Raw genomic sequence first — 17,122 nt, 5'->3', positions numbered from 1 at the left:
ACCTAGTCTGGCTGGTGCGCGACGTCATACACGTCGCGCACCAGCCAGATGTCGTCTCGGCGCTCGAGAACCATCATCTGCTCGATCATCGCGGAGTCCACCGGAGTCAGCCGGATCACGGCCACATCGCCGTAGTCGTCCACCAGTGCGGCCGTACTCTCGGACGCACCAAGGCTCGCAACGCCCTCGGTGGGGATCCTGCCACCTTCCGCGACCGCACCGGCGCAGTCCTCCGCGATGTCCTTTACGCACCCGCTGATCGCATCGAGCAGTCGCGGCACCGCATCCAGCGCCGTACCTGCATCCGGCGCAGTGCCCTCGTCCGATACCGGCCCTGTCGGCGTCGGGCCGGGCGTCGACGTCTTCGATTCGTCGGCATCGCTGAGGTCCTCTGCCGCGCGATCAGCCCCTTCGTCCTGTTCCGATACCGCCGGCGCCTTCCGCGATGCCGCTTCGGCGGGCGCATCGCCATCGTCACCAGGCCAGAGCAGTCCGACGATCAGCACGATCGCGCCGAGTGCGCCGGCGAGCAGTAAGGCGCGGCGGCGCGAGGATTTCGGCTTGCCGGTCTCTTCCGCCTTCGCATGCAGCAGCGTTCGCCTGGGCGGCCGCTCACGCATACGCTCCATGCGCATGCGTACGATCTCCGACAGAGAGCGCAGCACGCGTACGGCACCTGCCTCGGGCCGCTCGGGCCGCTCCTTCCTCTTCGATCGCCTGCTCCGGGTCTCACCGGCCACATCGCGGCGATGCGATCGGCCCGTGTCGTCTGACGCCGCATCTGCAGCGACGAGCCTCGGAGAGATGGCGCTCACGCGCTCCGGTGCGAACACGTCGATCTGCAGAGCTCGCGGCGCGGCGCGCGCGAAGAGCTCCTGCTCCCAGCGGCGATCGTCGTCGGCGGGGTGGCGCGGCTGGCGCAGCGCGGACGCAGCCTCCTGCAGGATGCGCACCGTGCCGCGATCGGACTGCTGTCGCAGCATGCGCTCCACGAGTGCAGCCGTGCGCGCACGCGCGCTCCCGCCGTCGCCATGGACGAACAGCGGGCGACCGTCGACGGTCAACCACCACTCGCCCACCGCTTCAGCATCCGTTCCGAGCTCCCGCACTCCACGCAGCAGGCTGACGACGAGCGTGCCCAATTCCCCGGGGGTGAGGGGCGAATCAGAGGCGTCTCTGCGCCCGAGGAAGGCCTCCACGCGTTGCGTGCACCACGGCAGCAGAACGTCATGCCCATCGGCACGTCGTCTGATGTCGAGCGCGCCGCATACGTGCTCGGCATCTGAGAAGGCCCAGCCGTCCCAGTCGCCGAGCCGCTCGATATCGACGCATACGGCGACCGCGTCGTCGTATGCGACGAGGGCGCCGGGGAACGGGCCTTCCTTGCCGTCGATCGCTCTGATCAGGCGATGCACCCCCGGCACAAGGGAGGCACGGTCGGCAGAAGCATCCGTCTCGGTCATCGAACCATCACAGCGCAACGCGGCCGCGCGCAGCGTCGACGTAGGGCGAGTGTGGACAGATTCGAGGATTTCGCCGATGTGCAGAACGAGTGCGCCGCCCGCGAACGCGCACGTGAGGAGCGCACGGACTCGGTAGTCTTGTCTCCATGGCTAAGCGTGCTCCAGAACCCGAGAAGCGACCGGGGTTCTTCTCCCAGATCAAGTCCCTCTTCAGGTTCACACGTGAGGTGTACAGCTGGCTTCCGTGGGCGCAGATCGCCATCCTCGTCGCCGGCATCCTGCTCGGTCTCGTGGTCGGCTACCTCATCCCACCGTTCCAGGTGTGGACTCTCGTACTCTGGGCCATCACCGGCCTCATGCTCGGTGTGCTGGGCTCGCTGTTCCTGATGACCCGCCTGTCGACCAGCGCGATGTACGCCAAGATCGACGGCATGCCCGGCGCTTCAGGGCACGTGCTCAGCACGAGCCTCGGCCGCAACTGGCAGTCCTCCGACACCCCCGTCGGCATCAACCCCAAGACGCAGGAAGCGGTCTACCGGGCGATCGGGCGAGGTGGCATCGTCGTCGTCGGCGAGGGCGCCAGAGGCCGCCTCACCCGCCTCGTGAACGAGGAGCGCAGCAAGGCGCAGCGCGTCGCGAACGGCGTTCCCGTGCATGTGTTCTACGTGGGCCACGGCGAGGACGAAGTCACGATCGCCGATCTTTCGAAGACGATCAAGAAGCTGCCGAAGAAGATCGACAAGACGACGATGGCCGCCGTGATCCGACGCATCGACTCCGTCTCGCAGTCGGTCTCGTCACTGCCGATCCCCAAGGGCATCGACCCGACGAAGGTCCGCGCTCAGCGTCCGCGCTGAGCCTCCTGTCGAAGCGCCTTCCCTTCGACAGGCTCAGGGAGCGGCCCCGGCTCAGGGAGCGGCCCCGGCTCAGGGACCGGCCCCGGCTCAGGGACCGGCCCAAGCTCAGGGAGCGGCCCCGGCTCAGGGAGCGGCCCCGGCTCAGGGACCGGCCCAAGCTCAGGATCGACTGCGGCCGTCAGCTCAGCGGTTCCTTGGGCAGACGACGCACCTTGGCCCTGCGACGGCGGCGCTCGGGGATCATTCCGCGCATCTCCTCGAGCTTGCCGAAGCAGAGCAGCCGGTCATCGGCCTCGAGCACGACGTGCTTGCGCGGATTCGGGATGACGCTGACCCCGCGGTGCAGCGTCAGCACCGTGATGTCGCGCTCCCACAGGCCTGACTCCCCCAGAGTCCTGCCGACGAGCTCGGCGGCGTTGTGAACGAGCAGCTCGGCCACTCCGTACCCCGTCGAGACCGTCAATCGCTGGCGCACGTCGATCTCAGGGAATGCGACCTGGCCTGCGATGTGATCGATGATCGCGCCGGCGACATCCAGATTCGTCGCCTGCTCGATGCCCTGAAGGCCGGGCGAGGAGTTGACCTCCATCACCAGCGGTCCGTCGTCGCCCTCGAGCATGTCGACGCCGGCGACCCGCAGTCCCATGATCTGCGCAGATCGCACCGCCACCTGCTCGTAGGCCGGGTCGAGTTGCACACGCTCGACGCTGCCGCCTCGGTGCACGTTGGATCGGAACTCGTCGCCGGCGGCGACGCGGCGCATCGCTGCGACGACACGGTCGCCGACGACGAGCGCACGGATGTCGCGGCCCCTGCTCTCGGCGATGAACTTCTGGATGAGGACGTTCTGCTTCGTGGAATGCAGCGTCTCGATGATCGCCTCGGCGACCTTCACCTGCGGGGCGAGGATCACGCCGATGCCCTGCGTTCCCTCCAGAAGCTTGATGACCACTGGTGCGCCGCCGACGCGTTCGATGGCCGGACGCACGTCAGCGCGGTTGCGCACGAAAGCGGTGGCCGGCATCGCGATGTTGTGGCGGGAGAGGATCTGATTCGCGCGAAGCTTGTCCCTGGCGCTGGAGATGCCGTTCGCCGTGTTGGGCGTGTAGACGTCCATCTGCTCGAACTGGCGCACCACGGCGGTGCCGAAGTAGGTGATCGAACTGCCGATACGGGGCAGGATCGCGTCGTAGTCGCTCAGCGGACGGCCGCGGTAATGCAGGTCGGGTTCGTCCGCGGTCAGATCGATCGCGAACTTCAGCGTGTTCAGCACCTTGACGTTGTGGCCGCGCTGAAGAGCGGCCGCGCGGAGGCGCTGCGTCGAATACGCCTGCGGAGCGCGGGAGAGAACTGCGAGCTTCACGTATGTTTCCTGCCAAGATGTATCGAGTGACCAAGACATCTCATTCAAACACTCTTACGGGGTGGCGTGAATGGGTGAGCCTGCCCGACGCCGGCGTCGATTGGATCAAAGCCAAGGTCGACACCGGCGCGCGTACGTCGTCATTGCACGCGTTCGACGTGGAAGAGTTCGAGCGAGAGGGCGAGGCATGGGTGCGATTCAGGGTGAACCCCTGGCAGCACACCAACGCGGACGCCACGATCGTCGAATGTCCCGTCCATGACAGACGGGCGGTGCGCAGTTCCTCAGGACACGCGCAGCACCGGCTGGTCGTGCTGCTGGCGATCCGCATCGTCGACCAGCTGGTCATCTCGGAGGTCACGCTCAGCAATCGTGACGAGATGGGATTTCGGATGCTGATCGGTCGCGAGGCGCTGCGACGCGGCTTCATCGTGGACCCGGCACGCTCGTTCCTCGGCGGTCGTGCGCCGAAAGAGACCCGCCGGCGCAATCGCGGGCGCAGCTGACAGCGCCCGAGCGTCAGGCGCGGATCAGTTCAGGCGCGGATCAGTACCGTGCCGACGGCCTTGTCGTGCAGGCCGCGCTGATCCGGATCCCAGATGACGGCCGGGATCACGAGCACGAGCAGCAGTGTCCGCACGATCGGACGCCACAGCCCCACCCATCCGCCACCGAGCATGACCAGGCGCATACCCAGGATGCGGTGCCCGGGGCTGCCGCCTATCGTCGGGATGAACACGATCTGCACGACGGCGAAGACGACCAGCGTGGCGATCGCGTCGTACTGGAAGAAAGCGATCGAGATGATCACCGCTGCGGCCCAGTCGATGACGAGAGCGCCGATGCGCCTGCCGGCGCGAGCGATGCTGCGCGTACCGCTCACAGGGAGCCCTAGACGTTCGCCGGGGTACGTGTTCTCAGCATCCGTCACACATCCAGTGTATCGGCGGTCTGTAACATGGCGGAAACATAGAGGACATGGCCGGGTAACCCCTCGGACATAGCCTGCTTGCAGCCTTCAAGGCCCCGATCCGCATCATCTGGAGTGATAAATGTTCACCGATTCGTCCGAGGTTCTGAGCTATATCAAGGAGAACGACGTCAAGTTCCTTGACATCCGTTTCACTGATCTGCCCGGTGTCCAGCAGCACTTCAACATCCCTGCGTCGACGGTCGACGAGGCGTTCTTCACAGACGGCCAACTGTTCGACGGCTCGTCGATCCGCGGATTCGCCAGCATCCACGAGTCCGACATGCAGCTCATCCCCGATGTCTCGACCGCATACATGGATCCGTTCCGCGAGGCGAGCACGCTGGTGATGATCTTCGACATCTACAACCCGCGCACCGGCGAGATCTACTCGAAGGACCCGCGTCAGGTCGCAAAGAAGGCCGAGAAGTACCTCGTCTCGACCGGCATCGCCGACACCGCCTTCTTCGCTCCCGAAGCGGAGTTCTACATCTTCGATGACGTCCGCTACTCCGTGACCTCGAACTCGAGCTTCTACAGCGTCGACTCCGAAGAGGGCGCGTGGAACACGGGCCGCGAAGAAGAAGGCGGCAACCTCGGCAACAAGACCCCGTACAAGGGCGGCTACTTCCCCGTCAGCCCGGTCGACAAGACCGCTGACCTGCGCGATGACATGACCCTCAAGCTCATCGAGGCAGGCTTCATCCTCGAGCGATCGCACCACGAGGTCGGCACTGGCGGCCAGCAGGAGATCAACTACCGCTTCGACACCATGGTGCACTCGGCGGATGACATCTTGAAGTTCAAGTACATCATCAAGAACACCGCAGAGCAGTGGGGCAAGTCGGCTACCTTCATGCCGAAGCCGCTCTACGGCGACAACGGCTCAGGCATGCACACGCACCAGTCGCTGTGGAGCGACGGCAAGCCGCTGTTCTACGACGAGGCAGGCTACGGTCAGCTCAGCGACATCGCCCGCTGGTACATCGGCGGCATCCTCGCGCACGCACCGGCGCTGCTGGCCTTCACGAACCCGACGCTGAACAGCTACCACCGCCTGGTCAAGGGCTTCGAAGCACCGGTCAACCTTGTCTACTCGGCCGGAAACCGCTCGGCTGCGATCCGCATCCCGATCACGGGTTCGAACCCCAAGGCCAAGCGCATCGAGTTCCGCGCTCCGGATGCCTCCGGCAACCCGTACCTCGCGTTCGCGGCGCAGCTGATGGCCGGCCTCGACGGCATCAAGAACCGCATCGAGCCGCACGAGCCGGTCGACAAGGACCTCTACGAGCTTCCCCCCGAGGAGGCCAAGAACATCCCGCAGGTGCCGAACTCGCTGCTGGACTCGCTCGACGCGCTCCGCGACGACCACCAGTTCCTGCTCGAAGGCGGGGTCTTCACGCCCGAGCTCATCGAGACCTGGATCTCGTACAAGATCGAGAACGAGATCCTGCCGATGGCGCAGCGCCCGCACCCGTTCGAGTACGAGCTGTACTACGGGGTCTGACACCGCTCAGCACGTCCAGAAGAGCCCATTCCGCACCATCGCGGAATGGGCTCTTCTGATGTTCACGGGCGCGCGTTAAGGTGCAGTATGGGCAGACTCAAGTACGACCACACCGCCGAGGCGATCGGCATCGAAGACGAGACACTGGCACACCTGAAGGTCGTCGTGGCGACGAAGCTGCGTCGCCAGGAGAGCTTCATGATGACGTGGCTGCCCCTCGACGGCAAGCCCAGTGGACGGATGAGCGCGTGGATCCACCCCGCAGTCCCTCTGCTGTTCATCTTCGACAGCGCTGAACTGCCCCCGATCGACCCGAAGCGACTGGAAGAGACGATGCACGCGACCAACGCCACCGGCGAGCTGGTCCTCGACCATCTCGTCCGTGTGGAGGTCGAATGACGGCGTTCAGTGCACCCTGAGTGCGCCCGCCTGTATGCGCACCTCGAATGATGACACGTCACCCAGTTCCTCGCCGTCGACCTCGAAGGCCAGCGGCTGCTCGAGCTCGACGCTGATGCGCTCAGCGGTCAGGTGACGAGTGGATTCGGTGCTGACCGCGGTCTCGTCACGAGTGAGCAGGCGACGGATGCCGTTGTCCCAGACGACTGAGCGCACGGTGTCGAGCCACTGCAGTGCGCCGTCGGCGCTCACCAGCAGCAGGTCGAGCAGACCGTCATCGAGCTTGGCGTCCGGCAGCAGGCGTACCCCGCCCTGCACCATGCCGCAGTTGCCGATCAGCAGGGTGTGACCGCGCACCTCCTGCGCGTCTCCCCCGTCCAGCGCGAGCGTGATCCCGGTCATCTCGGTGCCGGCCATGGCGCGGCCCATCGCCTCGACGTACGCGAGCCAGCCGGCGCGGTCCTTCAGATCGTCGTCCGTCTCCACGAGCATCTGCGCGTCGATGCCGAATCCGACCATCACGGTGAAGGCGCGTTCCTCGCCGTTCATGCTCACCCAGCCGAGGTCGATCGTGCGGGGCTCGCCACGGCTGATCCGGGCCAACGCCGCGGGGATGTCGTCCAACGGCACCTCGAGGTTGCGGGCGAGCAGGTTGCCTGTGCCCTGAGGCACGATGCCGAGTACGACCTCTGTGCCGGCCAGCGCCTCGGCGACCGCACGCACGGTGCCGTCTCCGCCGACCGCGATCACGGTGCCGCATCCGGCGGCGACGGCTTCCTTCGCCATCCCGAGTCCAGGGTCGTCCTCGCTGGTCTCCCACCACTGCACGTCGCTGTCCAGCGCCTCAGCGACTGCCGATCGCAGTACGTCCTCATCGATCTTCGACGGGTTCCAGATGATGCCGATCTTCGTCGCTGTCATGTGCTCAGCCTGAGCCAGCGGAGGTGATTGCGCAACTCAGCCGTAGAAGAGGTTCTCGAACGCTCGTCGAGCGCGTCTGGTGACGCCGAGATAGTCCTCTTCCACGGCCGTGGCCGAGCCGTCCGGATAGCCGAGCAGATGGCCGAGTGCATCCAGTTCCCGACGGTCGGCCGGGAGCATGTCGGCGGTGTGCCCGGTGCGCAGCGTGATCGCGGAACGCAGCCGGCTGGCCAGCAGCCACGCCTCACGCAGCTTCTCCGCGTCGTCGGCCGGCACCAGCTCCGCATCCACCGCCGCGTGAAGGGCGTCCAGAGTGGATGTCGTTCGCAGCGCAGGCACGGCGTGAGCGTGCTGCAGCTGCACGAGCTGAACCAGCCACTCGACGTCGCTGAGCGAACCCGGGCCCAGTTTGAGATGTCGATGGGGGTCGGCACCCTGGGGAAGCCGCTCCCCTTCGACGCGGGCCTTGATCCGCTTGATCTCGCGCAGCCCCTGCTGGTCGACCTGTTCCGGATAGCGGATGCTGTCTGCCAGACTCATGAACTTCGTGATCAGCTGCCCGCTGCCGGCGACACCGCGTGCGCGCAGCAGCGCCTGAGCCTCCCACGACACGGACCAACGCCGGTAGTACTCCGTATACGCGGCGATCGATCGCACCACAGGGCCCTGGCGTCCCTCAGGACGCAGGTCGGCGTCGAGATCGAGTGGCACACGGTGGTCGGTCAGATGCTCGCGGAGGCCGGAGACCAGCTGCGTCGACAATGTCTGCGCGCGCTGCGGATCGATGCCGTTCGCGTCGTACACGTAGAGGATGTCGGCATCCGACCCGAAGCCCAGTTCGGCTCCGCCGAAACGCCCCATGCCGATGACGGCGAAGTCGAGGTCGTCGTCCTCCGCGGGCACCACCTCGCGCCGTACCGCACGCAGTCCTGCCTGAATGGTCGCGTCGGTGATCGCGGTGAGAGAGGTCGCGATCTCTTCGATCGTCAGCACATCGAGCACGGCGCCCATCGCCGTGCGGAGCAGCTCGCGGCGCCGCAGCGCACGGACCGCCTTCAGGGCGGGCGCCACCGACTTGTGCCTCGTCTGGATCGCCCGAGCCTCTTCGTAGAGCTGAGACGCGGCGCGCGGGCGCAGCCGCTCGGGGCTGTCCAACCACGCGACAGACTCCGGGATCCACTCCATGAGCTCGCCGATGTACCGCGATGCCGAAAGCAGCCGCGTGAGGCTCTCGGCTGCGCCTGAGGAATCGCGCAGCATCCGGAGGAACCAGGAGGTGTCTCCCAGCCTCTCGCTGATCCTGCGGAAGGCGAGCAGCGCGTAGTCGGGGTCGCTGCCGTCGGCGAACCAGCGCACCATGATCGGCATGAGATGACGTTGGATCGTGACCTTGCGGCTGATCCCGGAGGTGAGCGCGCCGATATGACGCAGAGCGCCCGCGGCGTCGCGGAAGCCGATGGCGGCGAGACGATCATGAGCCTGCGCTGTCGAGAGCGTGCGCTCCTCTTCCGGCAGCGCGGCGACCGCGCTCAGCAGCGGTCGGTAGAACAGGCGGGTGTGGATGTCGCGCACCTCACGGCGCACACTCTCCCAGAGCGCCCAGATGCCGTCGCCGGTGTCGGCCAGTCCGGTGGCCCTGGCGAGGATGCGCAATCCGTCTGGCGTCCTCGGCATCAGATGCGTGCGGGAAAGCTCGCGCAGCTGCTGCCTGTGCTCCAGCAGCCGGAGCGTCCGGTAGTCGGATGCGAAGGTCGCGGCGTCCTCCCGGCCGATGTAGCCGCCCGCCACGAGAGCGTCCAGGCTCTCCAGGGTTCCTCGCGTACGCAGACTCGGATCGGTGAGACCGTGCACGAGCTGCAGAAGCTGCACGGTGAACTCGATGTCCCGCAACCCGCCGACGCCGAGCTTGATCTGATGCGTGGCGTCTTCAGGACCGATGTGCTCAGTCACGCGCTCACGCATCCGCTGCACACTGTCGACGAAGTTCTCGCGAGCGGCGCTCGACCAGATCTTCGGCTGCACGGCCTCGATGTATGCGTCTCCGAGGCCGGCATCTCCTGCGAGTGGCCGAGCCTTGAGGAGGGCCTGGAACTCCCAGCTCTTCGCCCACCGGTCGTAGTACGCGAGGTGCGAGCCGAGAGAGCGGACCAGCGCGCCCTGCTTGCCCTCCGGCCGGAGGTTCGCGTCGACCTCCCACAGCGGAGGTTCGACCTCGACGCCCTCCAGCCCGCGCATCGTCTCGATCGCGAGCTTCGTGGCGATGTCGATCGAGCGTCCCTCTTCGAGGCGTTCTTCGTCTGCCGTGCCACCGACGAAGATCACATCGACGTCGCTCACATAGTTGAGTTCGCGTGCGCCGGCTTTACCCATCCCGATGATCGACAGGCGGGTGAGAGCGACCTCCTCGCGCGGACGGGTGACGGCGACCCTGGTGCGTGCGACAGCGAGCGACGCCTCCAGTGCCGCGCCGGCGGCATCCGCGAGCGCAGCGGACACCGCAGCGATCCGCAACGCGGGTTCGGGCGCTGACAGATCGACGGCGGCGATCTCCGCCAGCGAGCGGCGGTATGCGATCCGCAGCGCGACAACTGCGGAATCGTCCGCGATATCGGCGAAACCGTCCTTCGCGCCCACTGAGTCGAGCAGGCGTTCCTGCAGCGTTGCCGCGCTCGGCACGAGTGGTCCGACCTCGGTGAGCACGGACAGTTGGTCCGGATGCCGGAGGAAGAAGTCGGCCAGACCACTCGATGCGCCGAAGACGCGCCAGCAGACGCCACGGGCTTCCTCATCGCGCAGCACCCGCTTCAGTGCGTCAGGATCGCGGCGCGCGACCTTGAGCATCCCACCGGCAGCGCCGTCGGGATCGGCAGCGACGACGCCGTCGACAAGTGTCGAGCGTTCGATGCCGGTCAGCGTCGACAACTCGTCGAGCACCTCGGCGGCAGCACTCAGGCCGGTGAAACCGACCCGTGCCAGTGACGACAGTGAAGAGGTGGAGCCCGATCGAGCCATCGGCTCAGAGAAGCTCGAGGTTGCTCTTCAGCTCGAACGGGGTGACCTGGCCGCGGTAGGCCTCCCACTCCTTGCGCTTGTTGAGCAGCACGTAGTTGAACACCTGCTCGCCGAGCGTTTCGGCGACGAGCTCGGATGACTCCATGTACTCGAGGGCGTGGTCGAGGCTGGCGGGCAGCGAGGAGTAACCGAGCGCGCGGCGCTCAGCGTCGCTCAGCGACCACACGTTGTTCTCGGCCTCGGGCGGCAGCTCGTACTCCTCCTCGATGCCTTTGAGGCCGGCGGCGAGCAGCAGCGCGTACGCGAGATACGGGTTGGCTGCCGAGTCGAGGCCCCGGTACTCGACACGCGAGGACTGGCTCTTGTGCGGCTTGTACATCGGCACGCGGATGAGGGCGGAGCGGTTGGTGTGGCCCCAGGTCACGAAGCTGGGCGCCTCGTCGCCGCCCCACAGCCGCTTGTACGAGTTCACGAACTGGTTCGTGACGGCGGCGATCTCGTTGGCGTGCTTGAGGAGGCCGGCGATGAAGTGCCGCCCGGTCTTGGAGAGCTGGTACTGCGCACCCTCCTCCCAGAAGGCGTTCTGATCGCCTTCGAAGAGCGACATGTGCGTGTGCATGCCGCTGCCTGGCTGGTCGCTCATCGGCTTCGGCATGAACGTGGCGTACACGCCCTGCTCGATCGCGACCTCCTTGACGACCGTGCGGAACGTCATGATGTTGTCGGCCATCGTGAGCGCGTCCGCGTAACGCAGGTCGATCTCGTTCTGACCAGGCCCGCCCTCGTGGTGGCTGTACTCGACCGAGATGCCCAGGTCTTCCAGCATCCGCACCGAACGTCGGCGGAAGTCGTGCGCCGTCCCACCCGGCACGTTGTCGAAGTATCCTGCGGAGTCGACGGGAACAGGGCCCTCGGGCCCGATCACCGATGACTTGAGCAGGTAGAACTCGATCTCGGGGTGAGTGTAGAACGTGAAGCCGGCATCGGCGGCCTTGGCGAGCGTGCGCTTGAGCACGTGCCGCGGGTCGGCGACAGCGGGCTGGCCGTCAGGGGTGGTGAGATCGCAGAACATGCGAGCGGTCGGGTCGACCTCGCCGCGCCACGGCAGCGTCTGGAAGGTCGTCGGGTCGGGCTGCGCGAGCAGATCGGACTCGTACGTGCGAGTGAGGCCCTCGATCGCGGAGCCGTCGAATCCGATCCCCTCGGCGAACGCGCCCTCGACCTCGGCGGGAGCGATGGCCACGGACTTCAGCGTGCCGATCACGTCGGTGAACCAGAGGCGCACGAACTTCACGCCGCGCTCTTCGATCGTGCGCAGCACGAAGTCCCGCTGCTTGTCCATTCCCATATGACTAGTGCTTCCCATCCGCGTCGGTCGCCTTGTGCACGTCGGTCGCCTTGCGCCAGTCCTCGTCGATGGCTTCCTCCACCGCCCACGCCTCCGAGCGCGCGCGCAGCAGGTCCAGCGCACCCGCAGCCGCCTCGGCGGTGTCGAAGGGACCGATTCGGTCGACAGCGGGCGACTCGTAGCCGTGCTCCACCTGGCCGGTGCTGGTGTTGTACCAGTACTTGCGCTCCCCGCTGGACATGTATGAATCCTCACCGCGAGACATGGCCGCTCCCTTCGTAAGCTTCTGTCACGATCCTACTGTCGTCTCGCGTGCTCGCTAGGCTATTGACCATGGCAAAAGCGATCGGCGTCGACATCGGCGGCACAGGCATCAAAGCAGGCATTGTCAACCTCAAGAAGGGTGCGCTCGATTCGGATCGCGTCCGGGTGGACACACCCAAGGGCGCAGCGCCTGAAGACGTGCTCAAGGCCGTCAACGAGGTGCTCGACACGCTCGAAGTACGGGATTCGGATCTTCCTCTCGGCGTGGCCTTCCCCGCGATCGTGAAGAACGGCAAGACCCTGTCTGCAGCGAACGTCTCCGAGAAGTGGATCGGCTTCGAGGCCGAGAAGTTCTTCGAGGACGGTCTCGGCCGTCACATCACCTTCGTGAACGACGCGGATGCCGCCGGCGTCGCCGAGGTGCGACACGGTGCTGCGCGAGACGTCGACGGCCTCACGATCCTCGCCACGCTCGGCACCGGCATCGGCTCGGCGTTCCTTTACGACGGCGTGCTGCTGCCGAACACGGAGCTCGGGCACCTGCTCTACAACGGCACGACCATCAAGGACGCCTCCATCGAGACGTGGACGGCGTACTCGGCGATGGAGCGCGAGAAGCTGTCCTGGGAGGACTGGTCGGCGCGCCTGCAGGTGTTCTTCTCGCACGTCGAGTTCCTGTTCAGCCCTGATCTGTTCGTCGTCGGCGGAGGCGTGTCCAAGCACCCGGAGAAGTTCATCCCGCTGCTCGAACTGAACACGCCGATCATCCCGGCCATCCACCGCAACTCGTCGGGAATCATCGGCGCCGCGTCGCTCGCAGCCGACTGACACTTCGACAGGCTCAGTGACCGTTCGGTTGCTGAGCCTGTCGAAGCACGAATGGGCCGGCCTGTACGCCGGGTTCTGTTCCGGGGCCTCTCTCGAGGGATCCCTTCGACGGCCATCTCTCTCGGCGACACGTTGCCGTGCCGCTCCAGCGGTCTACCCGAGGACTCGGCGAGCCGCGTCAACATCCTCTGTCTGACCTTGCTCCGGACGAGGTTTACCTGGCGGGTCATGTCACCATGACCCCCGGTGGTCTCTTACACCACCCTTTCACCCTTACCGCTTCGACCCCTTCGACAAGCTCAGGGATCGACGCGGCGGTCTACTCTCTGTGGCACTTTCTCGCGGATTGCTCCGGGTGGGTGTTACCCACCATCCTGCCCTGTGGAGCCCGGACGTTCCTCGGTGCGGTCTCCCGCAACGCGACCGTCTGGCCGACCCATTCGCATGCTCAGTCTACTTCTCCGCCGTCTGCACGATCTGCAGGTCGAGAGGAACATCGATCGGGAATTCGCCGAATAGACGCCGGGTGGCCACGGCCGCCGCCTGGCGCACGGCCTCTGCCGCGGCATCCGCCGACTCGGCCGGCACATGCAGGATCACCTCGTCGTGCAGGAAGAAGGCGAGGTGCGCGTTGCGAGCGAAGGGACCGGATGCCGCGGCCGCCGTCGTCGCTTCGGGAAGGCTGCGCAGCCGATGACGGATCTCCGCCAGCCAGATCAGCGCCCACTCGGCTGCGGTGCCCTGCACCACGAAGTTGCGGGTGAAACGGCCGCGCTCGCGCGCACTCTGCCGCGCGCGCTTCACCTCGACCGGATCGGCGTCGGCGCCGCTGGCCTCGCTCTGCGCCGCCTGCCATGCGGCATCGGGGCGAGGCGAGGAACGGCCGAGGTTCGTCGACACGACACCGCCGTCCTCTCCTGTGCGCGCCGCGTCGTCCACGAGGCGCATCGCTCGCGGATAGACCTTGCGCAGTCGCGGAACCAAGCGACCGCTGTCGCCCGTCGTCGCTCCGTACATCGCTCCGAGCACCGCGTACTTCGCCTCTTCGCGCGTCGCCACCGCCCCTGATGCGACGACACCCGCATACAGATCGCGACCGCGCGCCGCCTCTGCCATGGCCTTGTCGCCGGCCATCGCCGCCAGCATGCGCGGCTCGAGCTGAGCGACATCCGCGACGACCAGCATCCAGCCCTCGTCCGCCTGCACCGCAGGGCGGAGGATCCGCGGGATCTGCAGCGCTCCCCCACCCGACGACGCCCAGCGGCCGGTGACGACCCCTCCTGGGATGTACACGGGACGGAATCGGCCGGCGTGCACCCATTCCGACAACCACGCCCAGCCGTTCGCGCTCATGAGGCGCGAGAGCTTCTTGTACGCCAGCAGCGGCTCGATCACCGGGTGCGTGACGTCGCTCAGCTCCCATTGGCTCGTCGATTCGACGTTCACGCCCACACGGTGCAGGGCTCGGAGGAGTTTCACGTGACTGTCCAGATGGAGCTGAGGGTCACCGAGGTGGAAGCGCACCTTCTCTGCGAGCTCGGCCATGCGGGCGGGCTGTTCGCCGCCCGGCTGCCGCGGACCGAGCACGTCGACGAGGATGCGGTCGTGCGCCTCGCCATCCCACGGCAGTCCGCCCGCTCGCATCTCCTCGGCGATCAGCCCGCCGGCGGATTCTGCCGCGCACAGCAGCGGCAGTCGCCCCGTCTTGTCAGCGGCGATCACGCGGCACTGCTCGCGGTACTGCTCGAGGAGGTCGTCCACGGAATCGCCGGAGGGCCGCGCGAGCAGGTCGAACAGCGCCGGTTCTCCGGCATCGGGTTCGCGCGGAAGCCAGTCCTCTGACGGTGCGAGCGGGCGTGCGACACGATCGGTGTCTCGAAGGATCGCATGGCACAGCAGCAGGTCATGCGACCTCGTCAGGAAGACGCCGGCCGCCAGCATCCGGGGATACAGCTCTCTCGCGCTGCGGATCACCCAACGCGGCGATCTGCTCTGCTCGACCCCGCGCACCCAATCGACGAGGTCAGAACCCGCGAGCTCTACACGTTCTCGTTCTTCGCCGCCGGGGTCGAGCTCGATGGCGACGTAGTCACCGCCGCCGACGGACGCCAGCAGAAATCTCGCGTCCGATGCGGACGCCGCCTTCACAGGCCTGATTCGTCGGTGCGCACCAGGATGGCGCCGCACTCAGGGCACGACACGACCGCGTCGGGCGCGGCCTGGCGGACCTCTTTGAGGTGTGTTCCCGACAACATCATGCGGCAGCCCTCGCACGTGCCCCGGAGCAGCAGACCGACACCGATGCCGCGCGAGGCGCGACGATCGTAGTCCGCGACCAGCTCTGCAGGCATGTCTGCGGTGATCGCAGCGCGATCGCGGGTCAGGTGTTCGACCTCGGTCGCGGCAGCCGCCACCGCGGCCTTCGCCTGCGTGGTGAGCTCGGTTCCCTCTGCCGTGGTCACGTCGATGAGCGCCTGTTGCGTGGCGACGGCAGCCTCGGCTTCTTCCACGCGCGACATGACCTCGAGCTCCATGTCCTCGAGGTCGCTGACGCGCTTGGCGAGGCTCGCGAGCTCGTGCTCGAGGGCCTGGGCGTCTTTCGCGTTCGAGGACGCAGCCAACCGCTCCGTGTCGCGAGTGCGGCGCTGCTCGACGAGCTTCACGTCGGATTCCAACCGGGCGAGCTCCGTGCGAGCGTCGTCACGTGCACCCGTCAGGATCGTCAGCTCTCGAAGCTGCTCCTGGCGCTCCTTCGCGAGCTCGTTGATGCGGGGGCCCTGCGCCGGCGTCGTGCGCGCGCGCTCGGCCTGCTGGATGCGGCGATCCAGGTCGGCGACGTCGAGAAGGAGGCGCTGATGCTCGGGGGTGGCGTTCACATCTCCAACTTACCCGCGCCCGTGGACATCCGACGATCGCGTCATTCGACGGGCGCGCCGTCGACGTACGACCACATCCTGTCCTCACGCACGAAGCGGCTGCGCTCTTTCATCGACGCCTGTACTCCGCCCTCGCGGTAGAACGCCTCGAACGACACGATCCCGCTCGTGTCGAACGGACCGCCGGCCTCGGTCTCCAGGATGTCGAGCCGCGTCCAGCGGATGTCGGTGTCGAGTTCGAGATCTCTCGGCCTGGTCGACGGATGCCATGAGCGCAGCAGGTACGGCGCATCGCCGACCGCGAACGCCGTGAATCGCGACCGCATGAGGCGCTCTGCAGTCGGCGCGGTCGCTTCTGCGGCAAGCAGCGGAGCGCAGCACGTCTCGAATGTGTCGCCGGACAGGCAGGGACATCGCATGAGTCCATTGTGCCGCGTACGCTGATTCCAGACCTCGAAGGAGACCTCGATGACCGCTCTGCCCACGCGCACAGCCCAAAACGGCTTCACCCTTCCCGCCATCGGGCTGGGAACGTACCGCCTCAACGGCGCCGAGGGTGCGGCCGCGATCGCCGCAGGAATCGACGCCGGCTATCGCCTGGTCGATTCCGCGTTCAACTACGAGAACGAAGGCACGGTGGGCCGTGGCGTGGCGGATGCTGCGACGGACCGCGCAGAGGTCATCGTCACCACGAAGCTGCCCGGCCGGCACCACCGGGCGGAGAAGGCACGAACGAGCATCGAGGAGAGCCGATTCCGACTCGGGCTCGATGCCACCGATCTGCACCTCATCCACTGGCCGAACCCCAGTCAGGACGAGTATGTGCAGGCGTGGGCCGAGCTCGTGGATGCGCAGCGGCGCGGCGTGGTGCGACAGATCGGCGTGTCGAACTTCCTGCCGGAGCACCTCGAGCGGCTCGAGCACGAGACGGGCGTGCGCCCGGTCGTGAACCAGATCGAATTGCATCCGTACTTCCCGCAGGAGGAGCAGCTCGCCTATCACCTGGAGCACGGCATCATCACCGAGGCCTGGAGTCCCCTCGGCCGCGCGAAGGCACTGCTGGAGGAGCCGGTGATCGTCGAGGTCGCAGCGGCCCACGACATCTCGCCCGCGCAGGCCGTGCTCGCCTGGCATGTCGCGCGTGAGAGCGTGGCGATCCCGAAGGCGTCGTCGCTGGAGCACCAGCGCGCGAACTTCGCCGCAGCATCCGTCGTCCTGGAAGACGCCGAGGTCGCCGCGATCACTGCTCTGGGTCGGCCGGACGGCCGCCTCTTCGACGCCGACCCGAGGACGCACGAGGAGTCCTGAGCGCCG

General features: G+C 66.8%; 16 protein-coding genes and 1 other RNA gene. 6 read left to right on the top strand and 11 right to left on the bottom strand.

Going from position 1 to position 17,122, the window contains the following annotated elements; all coding sequences use genetic code 11:
- Positions 1 to 2: 2 nt before the first annotated feature.
- A complete protein-coding gene (locus tag J1M43_RS08280; RefSeq protein WP_033107150.1) occupies positions 3 to 1,463 on the bottom strand; it encodes a hypothetical protein in 1,461 nt (486 codons plus the stop codon).
- A gap of 146 nt (positions 1,464 to 1,609) precedes the next feature.
- Here J1M43_RS08280 and J1M43_RS08275 point away from each other — a divergent pair, with 146 nt between their 5' ends.
- On the top strand, positions 1,610 to 2,320 hold the full coding sequence (locus J1M43_RS08275; protein ID WP_033107151.1) for a DUF4191 domain-containing protein: 711 nt from the start codon (positions 1,610 to 1,612) through the stop codon (positions 2,318 to 2,320).
- A 178-nt stretch (positions 2,321 to 2,498) separates the two neighbouring features.
- On the opposite strand, the gene J1M43_RS08270 is transcribed toward J1M43_RS08275, so the two are convergent.
- Positions 2,499 to 3,683, bottom strand: coding sequence for a RimK family alpha-L-glutamate ligase (locus J1M43_RS08270; RefSeq protein WP_033107152.1), 1,185 nt, complete (start codon positions 3,681 to 3,683; stop codon positions 2,499 to 2,501).
- Between the two features lie 17 nt (positions 3,684 to 3,700).
- Between J1M43_RS08270 and J1M43_RS08265 the strand changes: the two genes are divergently transcribed.
- Positions 3,701 to 4,189, top strand: a complete 489-nt coding sequence (locus tag J1M43_RS08265; RefSeq protein WP_033107343.1) for an ATP-dependent zinc protease — start codon at positions 3,701 to 3,703, stop codon at positions 4,187 to 4,189.
- A 29-nt stretch (positions 4,190 to 4,218) separates the two neighbouring features.
- Here J1M43_RS08265 and J1M43_RS08260 read toward each other — a convergent pair whose 3' ends face one another.
- Positions 4,219 to 4,614 (bottom strand): RDD family protein, encoded by a 396-nt coding sequence (locus J1M43_RS08260; RefSeq protein WP_206476451.1) that lies wholly within the window; start codon positions 4,612 to 4,614, stop codon positions 4,219 to 4,221.
- Between the two features lie 121 nt (positions 4,615 to 4,735).
- On the opposite strand from J1M43_RS08260, the gene glnA reads away from it, so the two are divergent.
- Positions 4,736 to 6,160: a type I glutamate--ammonia ligase gene (gene glnA / locus J1M43_RS08255; protein ID WP_033107154.1), complete on the top strand. Its 1,425-nt coding sequence runs from the start codon at positions 4,736 to 4,738 to the stop codon at positions 6,158 to 6,160.
- A gap of 87 nt (positions 6,161 to 6,247) precedes the next feature.
- The gene (locus tag J1M43_RS08250) at positions 6,248 to 6,559 is read left to right on the top strand and encodes a hypothetical protein (RefSeq protein WP_033107155.1); all 312 of its coding nucleotides are present in this window, start codon (positions 6,248 to 6,250) and stop codon (positions 6,557 to 6,559) included.
- A gap of 6 nt (positions 6,560 to 6,565) precedes the next feature.
- Here J1M43_RS08250 and J1M43_RS08245 read toward each other — a convergent pair whose 3' ends face one another.
- Genes J1M43_RS08245 through J1M43_RS08230 form a run of 4 tightly spaced genes read right to left on the bottom strand, consistent with a single transcriptional unit; the run spans position 6,566 to position 12,081 of the window.
- A complete protein-coding gene (locus J1M43_RS08245) occupies positions 6,566 to 7,480 on the bottom strand; it encodes a diacylglycerol kinase family protein (RefSeq protein WP_206476450.1) in 915 nt (304 codons plus the stop codon).
- A gap of 36 nt (positions 7,481 to 7,516) precedes the next feature.
- Positions 7,517 to 10,492: a bifunctional [glutamine synthetase] adenylyltransferase/[glutamine synthetase]-adenylyl-L-tyrosine phosphorylase gene (locus J1M43_RS08240; RefSeq protein WP_206476449.1), complete on the bottom strand. Its 2,976-nt coding sequence runs from the start codon at positions 10,490 to 10,492 to the stop codon at positions 7,517 to 7,519.
- Between the two features lie 4 nt (positions 10,493 to 10,496).
- Positions 10,497 to 11,834, bottom strand: a complete 1,338-nt coding sequence (locus J1M43_RS08235; protein ID WP_033107158.1) for a glutamine synthetase family protein — start codon at positions 11,832 to 11,834, stop codon at positions 10,497 to 10,499.
- Between the two features lie 10 nt (positions 11,835 to 11,844).
- A complete protein-coding gene (locus J1M43_RS08230) occupies positions 11,845 to 12,081 on the bottom strand; it encodes an SPOR domain-containing protein (RefSeq protein WP_206476448.1) in 237 nt (78 codons plus the stop codon).
- A gap of 92 nt (positions 12,082 to 12,173) precedes the next feature.
- Here J1M43_RS08230 and ppgK point away from each other — a divergent pair, with 92 nt between their 5' ends.
- Positions 12,174 to 12,932, top strand: a complete 759-nt coding sequence (ppgK, locus tag J1M43_RS08225) for a polyphosphate--glucose phosphotransferase (RefSeq protein ID WP_033107159.1) — start codon at positions 12,174 to 12,176, stop codon at positions 12,930 to 12,932.
- A gap of 48 nt (positions 12,933 to 12,980) precedes the next feature.
- Here the strand turns inward: ppgK and rnpB are convergent.
- The 4 genes from rnpB to J1M43_RS08205 all read right to left on the bottom strand — a co-directional run bounded on the left by rnpB (position 12,981) and on the right by J1M43_RS08205 (position 16,227).
- An RNA gene (gene rnpB, locus J1M43_RS08220) (RNase P RNA component class A) lies at positions 12,981 to 13,371 on the bottom strand.
- 14 nt (positions 13,372 to 13,385) lie between these two features.
- Positions 13,386 to 15,080: a bifunctional 3'-5' exonuclease/DNA polymerase gene (locus J1M43_RS08215; RefSeq protein WP_307823337.1), complete on the bottom strand. Its 1,695-nt coding sequence runs from the start codon at positions 15,078 to 15,080 to the stop codon at positions 13,386 to 13,388.
- Complete coding sequence (locus tag J1M43_RS08210) at positions 15,077 to 15,808, bottom strand: zinc ribbon domain-containing protein (protein ID WP_033107161.1); 732 nt, start codon at positions 15,806 to 15,808, stop codon at positions 15,077 to 15,079. The genes J1M43_RS08215 and J1M43_RS08210 overlap by 4 nt, the downstream gene beginning before the upstream one ends.
- 41 nt (positions 15,809 to 15,849) lie before the next feature.
- Positions 15,850 to 16,227: a YchJ family protein gene (locus J1M43_RS08205; RefSeq protein ID WP_033107345.1), complete on the bottom strand. Its 378-nt coding sequence runs from the start codon at positions 16,225 to 16,227 to the stop codon at positions 15,850 to 15,852.
- A 49-nt stretch (positions 16,228 to 16,276) separates the two neighbouring features.
- Between J1M43_RS08205 and J1M43_RS08200 the strand changes: the two genes are divergently transcribed.
- Positions 16,277 to 17,116 (top strand): aldo/keto reductase, encoded by an 840-nt coding sequence (locus J1M43_RS08200; protein ID WP_033107162.1) that lies wholly within the window; start codon positions 16,277 to 16,279, stop codon positions 17,114 to 17,116.
- Positions 17,117 to 17,122: the final 6 nt, after the last annotated feature.

Source organism: Microbacterium sp. KRD172, from assembly GCF_017168295.1.
GTDB lineage: Bacteria > Actinomycetota > Actinomycetes > Actinomycetales > Microbacteriaceae > Microbacterium > Microbacterium profundi.
This window is presented reverse-complemented; position numbering and strand designations above follow the sequence as displayed.

Coding starts and splice junctions, on each gene's coding strand:
- J1M43_RS08280 (WP_033107150.1), bottom strand. CDS start 1,463: ATGACCGAGACGGATGCTTCTGCCGACCGTGCCTCCCTTGTGCCGGGG.
- J1M43_RS08275 (WP_033107151.1), top strand. CDS start 1,610: ATGGCTAAGCGTGCTCCAGAACCCGAGAAGCGACCGGGGTTCTTCTCC.
- J1M43_RS08265 (WP_033107343.1), top strand. CDS start 3,701: ATGTATCGAGTGACCAAGACATCTCATTCAAACACTCTTACGGGGTGG.
- glnA (WP_033107154.1), top strand. CDS start 4,736: ATGTTCACCGATTCGTCCGAGGTTCTGAGCTATATCAAGGAGAACGAC.
- J1M43_RS08250 (WP_033107155.1), top strand. CDS start 6,248: ATGGGCAGACTCAAGTACGACCACACCGCCGAGGCGATCGGCATCGAA.
- J1M43_RS08245 (WP_206476450.1), bottom strand. CDS start 7,480: ATGACAGCGACGAAGATCGGCATCATCTGGAACCCGTCGAAGATCGAT.
- J1M43_RS08240 (WP_206476449.1), bottom strand. CDS start 10,492: ATGGCTCGATCGGGCTCCACCTCTTCACTGTCGTCACTGGCACGGGTC.
- J1M43_RS08235 (WP_033107158.1), bottom strand. CDS start 11,834: ATGGACAAGCAGCGGGACTTCGTGCTGCGCACGATCGAAGAGCGCGGC.
- J1M43_RS08230 (WP_206476448.1), bottom strand. CDS start 12,081: ATGTCCAGCGGGGAGCGCAAGTACTGGTACAACACCAGCACCGGCCAG.
- ppgK (WP_033107159.1), top strand. CDS start 12,174: ATGGCAAAAGCGATCGGCGTCGACATCGGCGGCACAGGCATCAAAGCA.
- J1M43_RS08205 (WP_033107345.1), bottom strand. CDS start 16,227: ATGCGATGTCCCTGCCTGTCCGGCGACACATTCGAGACGTGCTGCGCT.
- J1M43_RS08200 (WP_033107162.1), top strand. CDS start 16,277: ATGACCGCTCTGCCCACGCGCACAGCCCAAAACGGCTTCACCCTTCCC.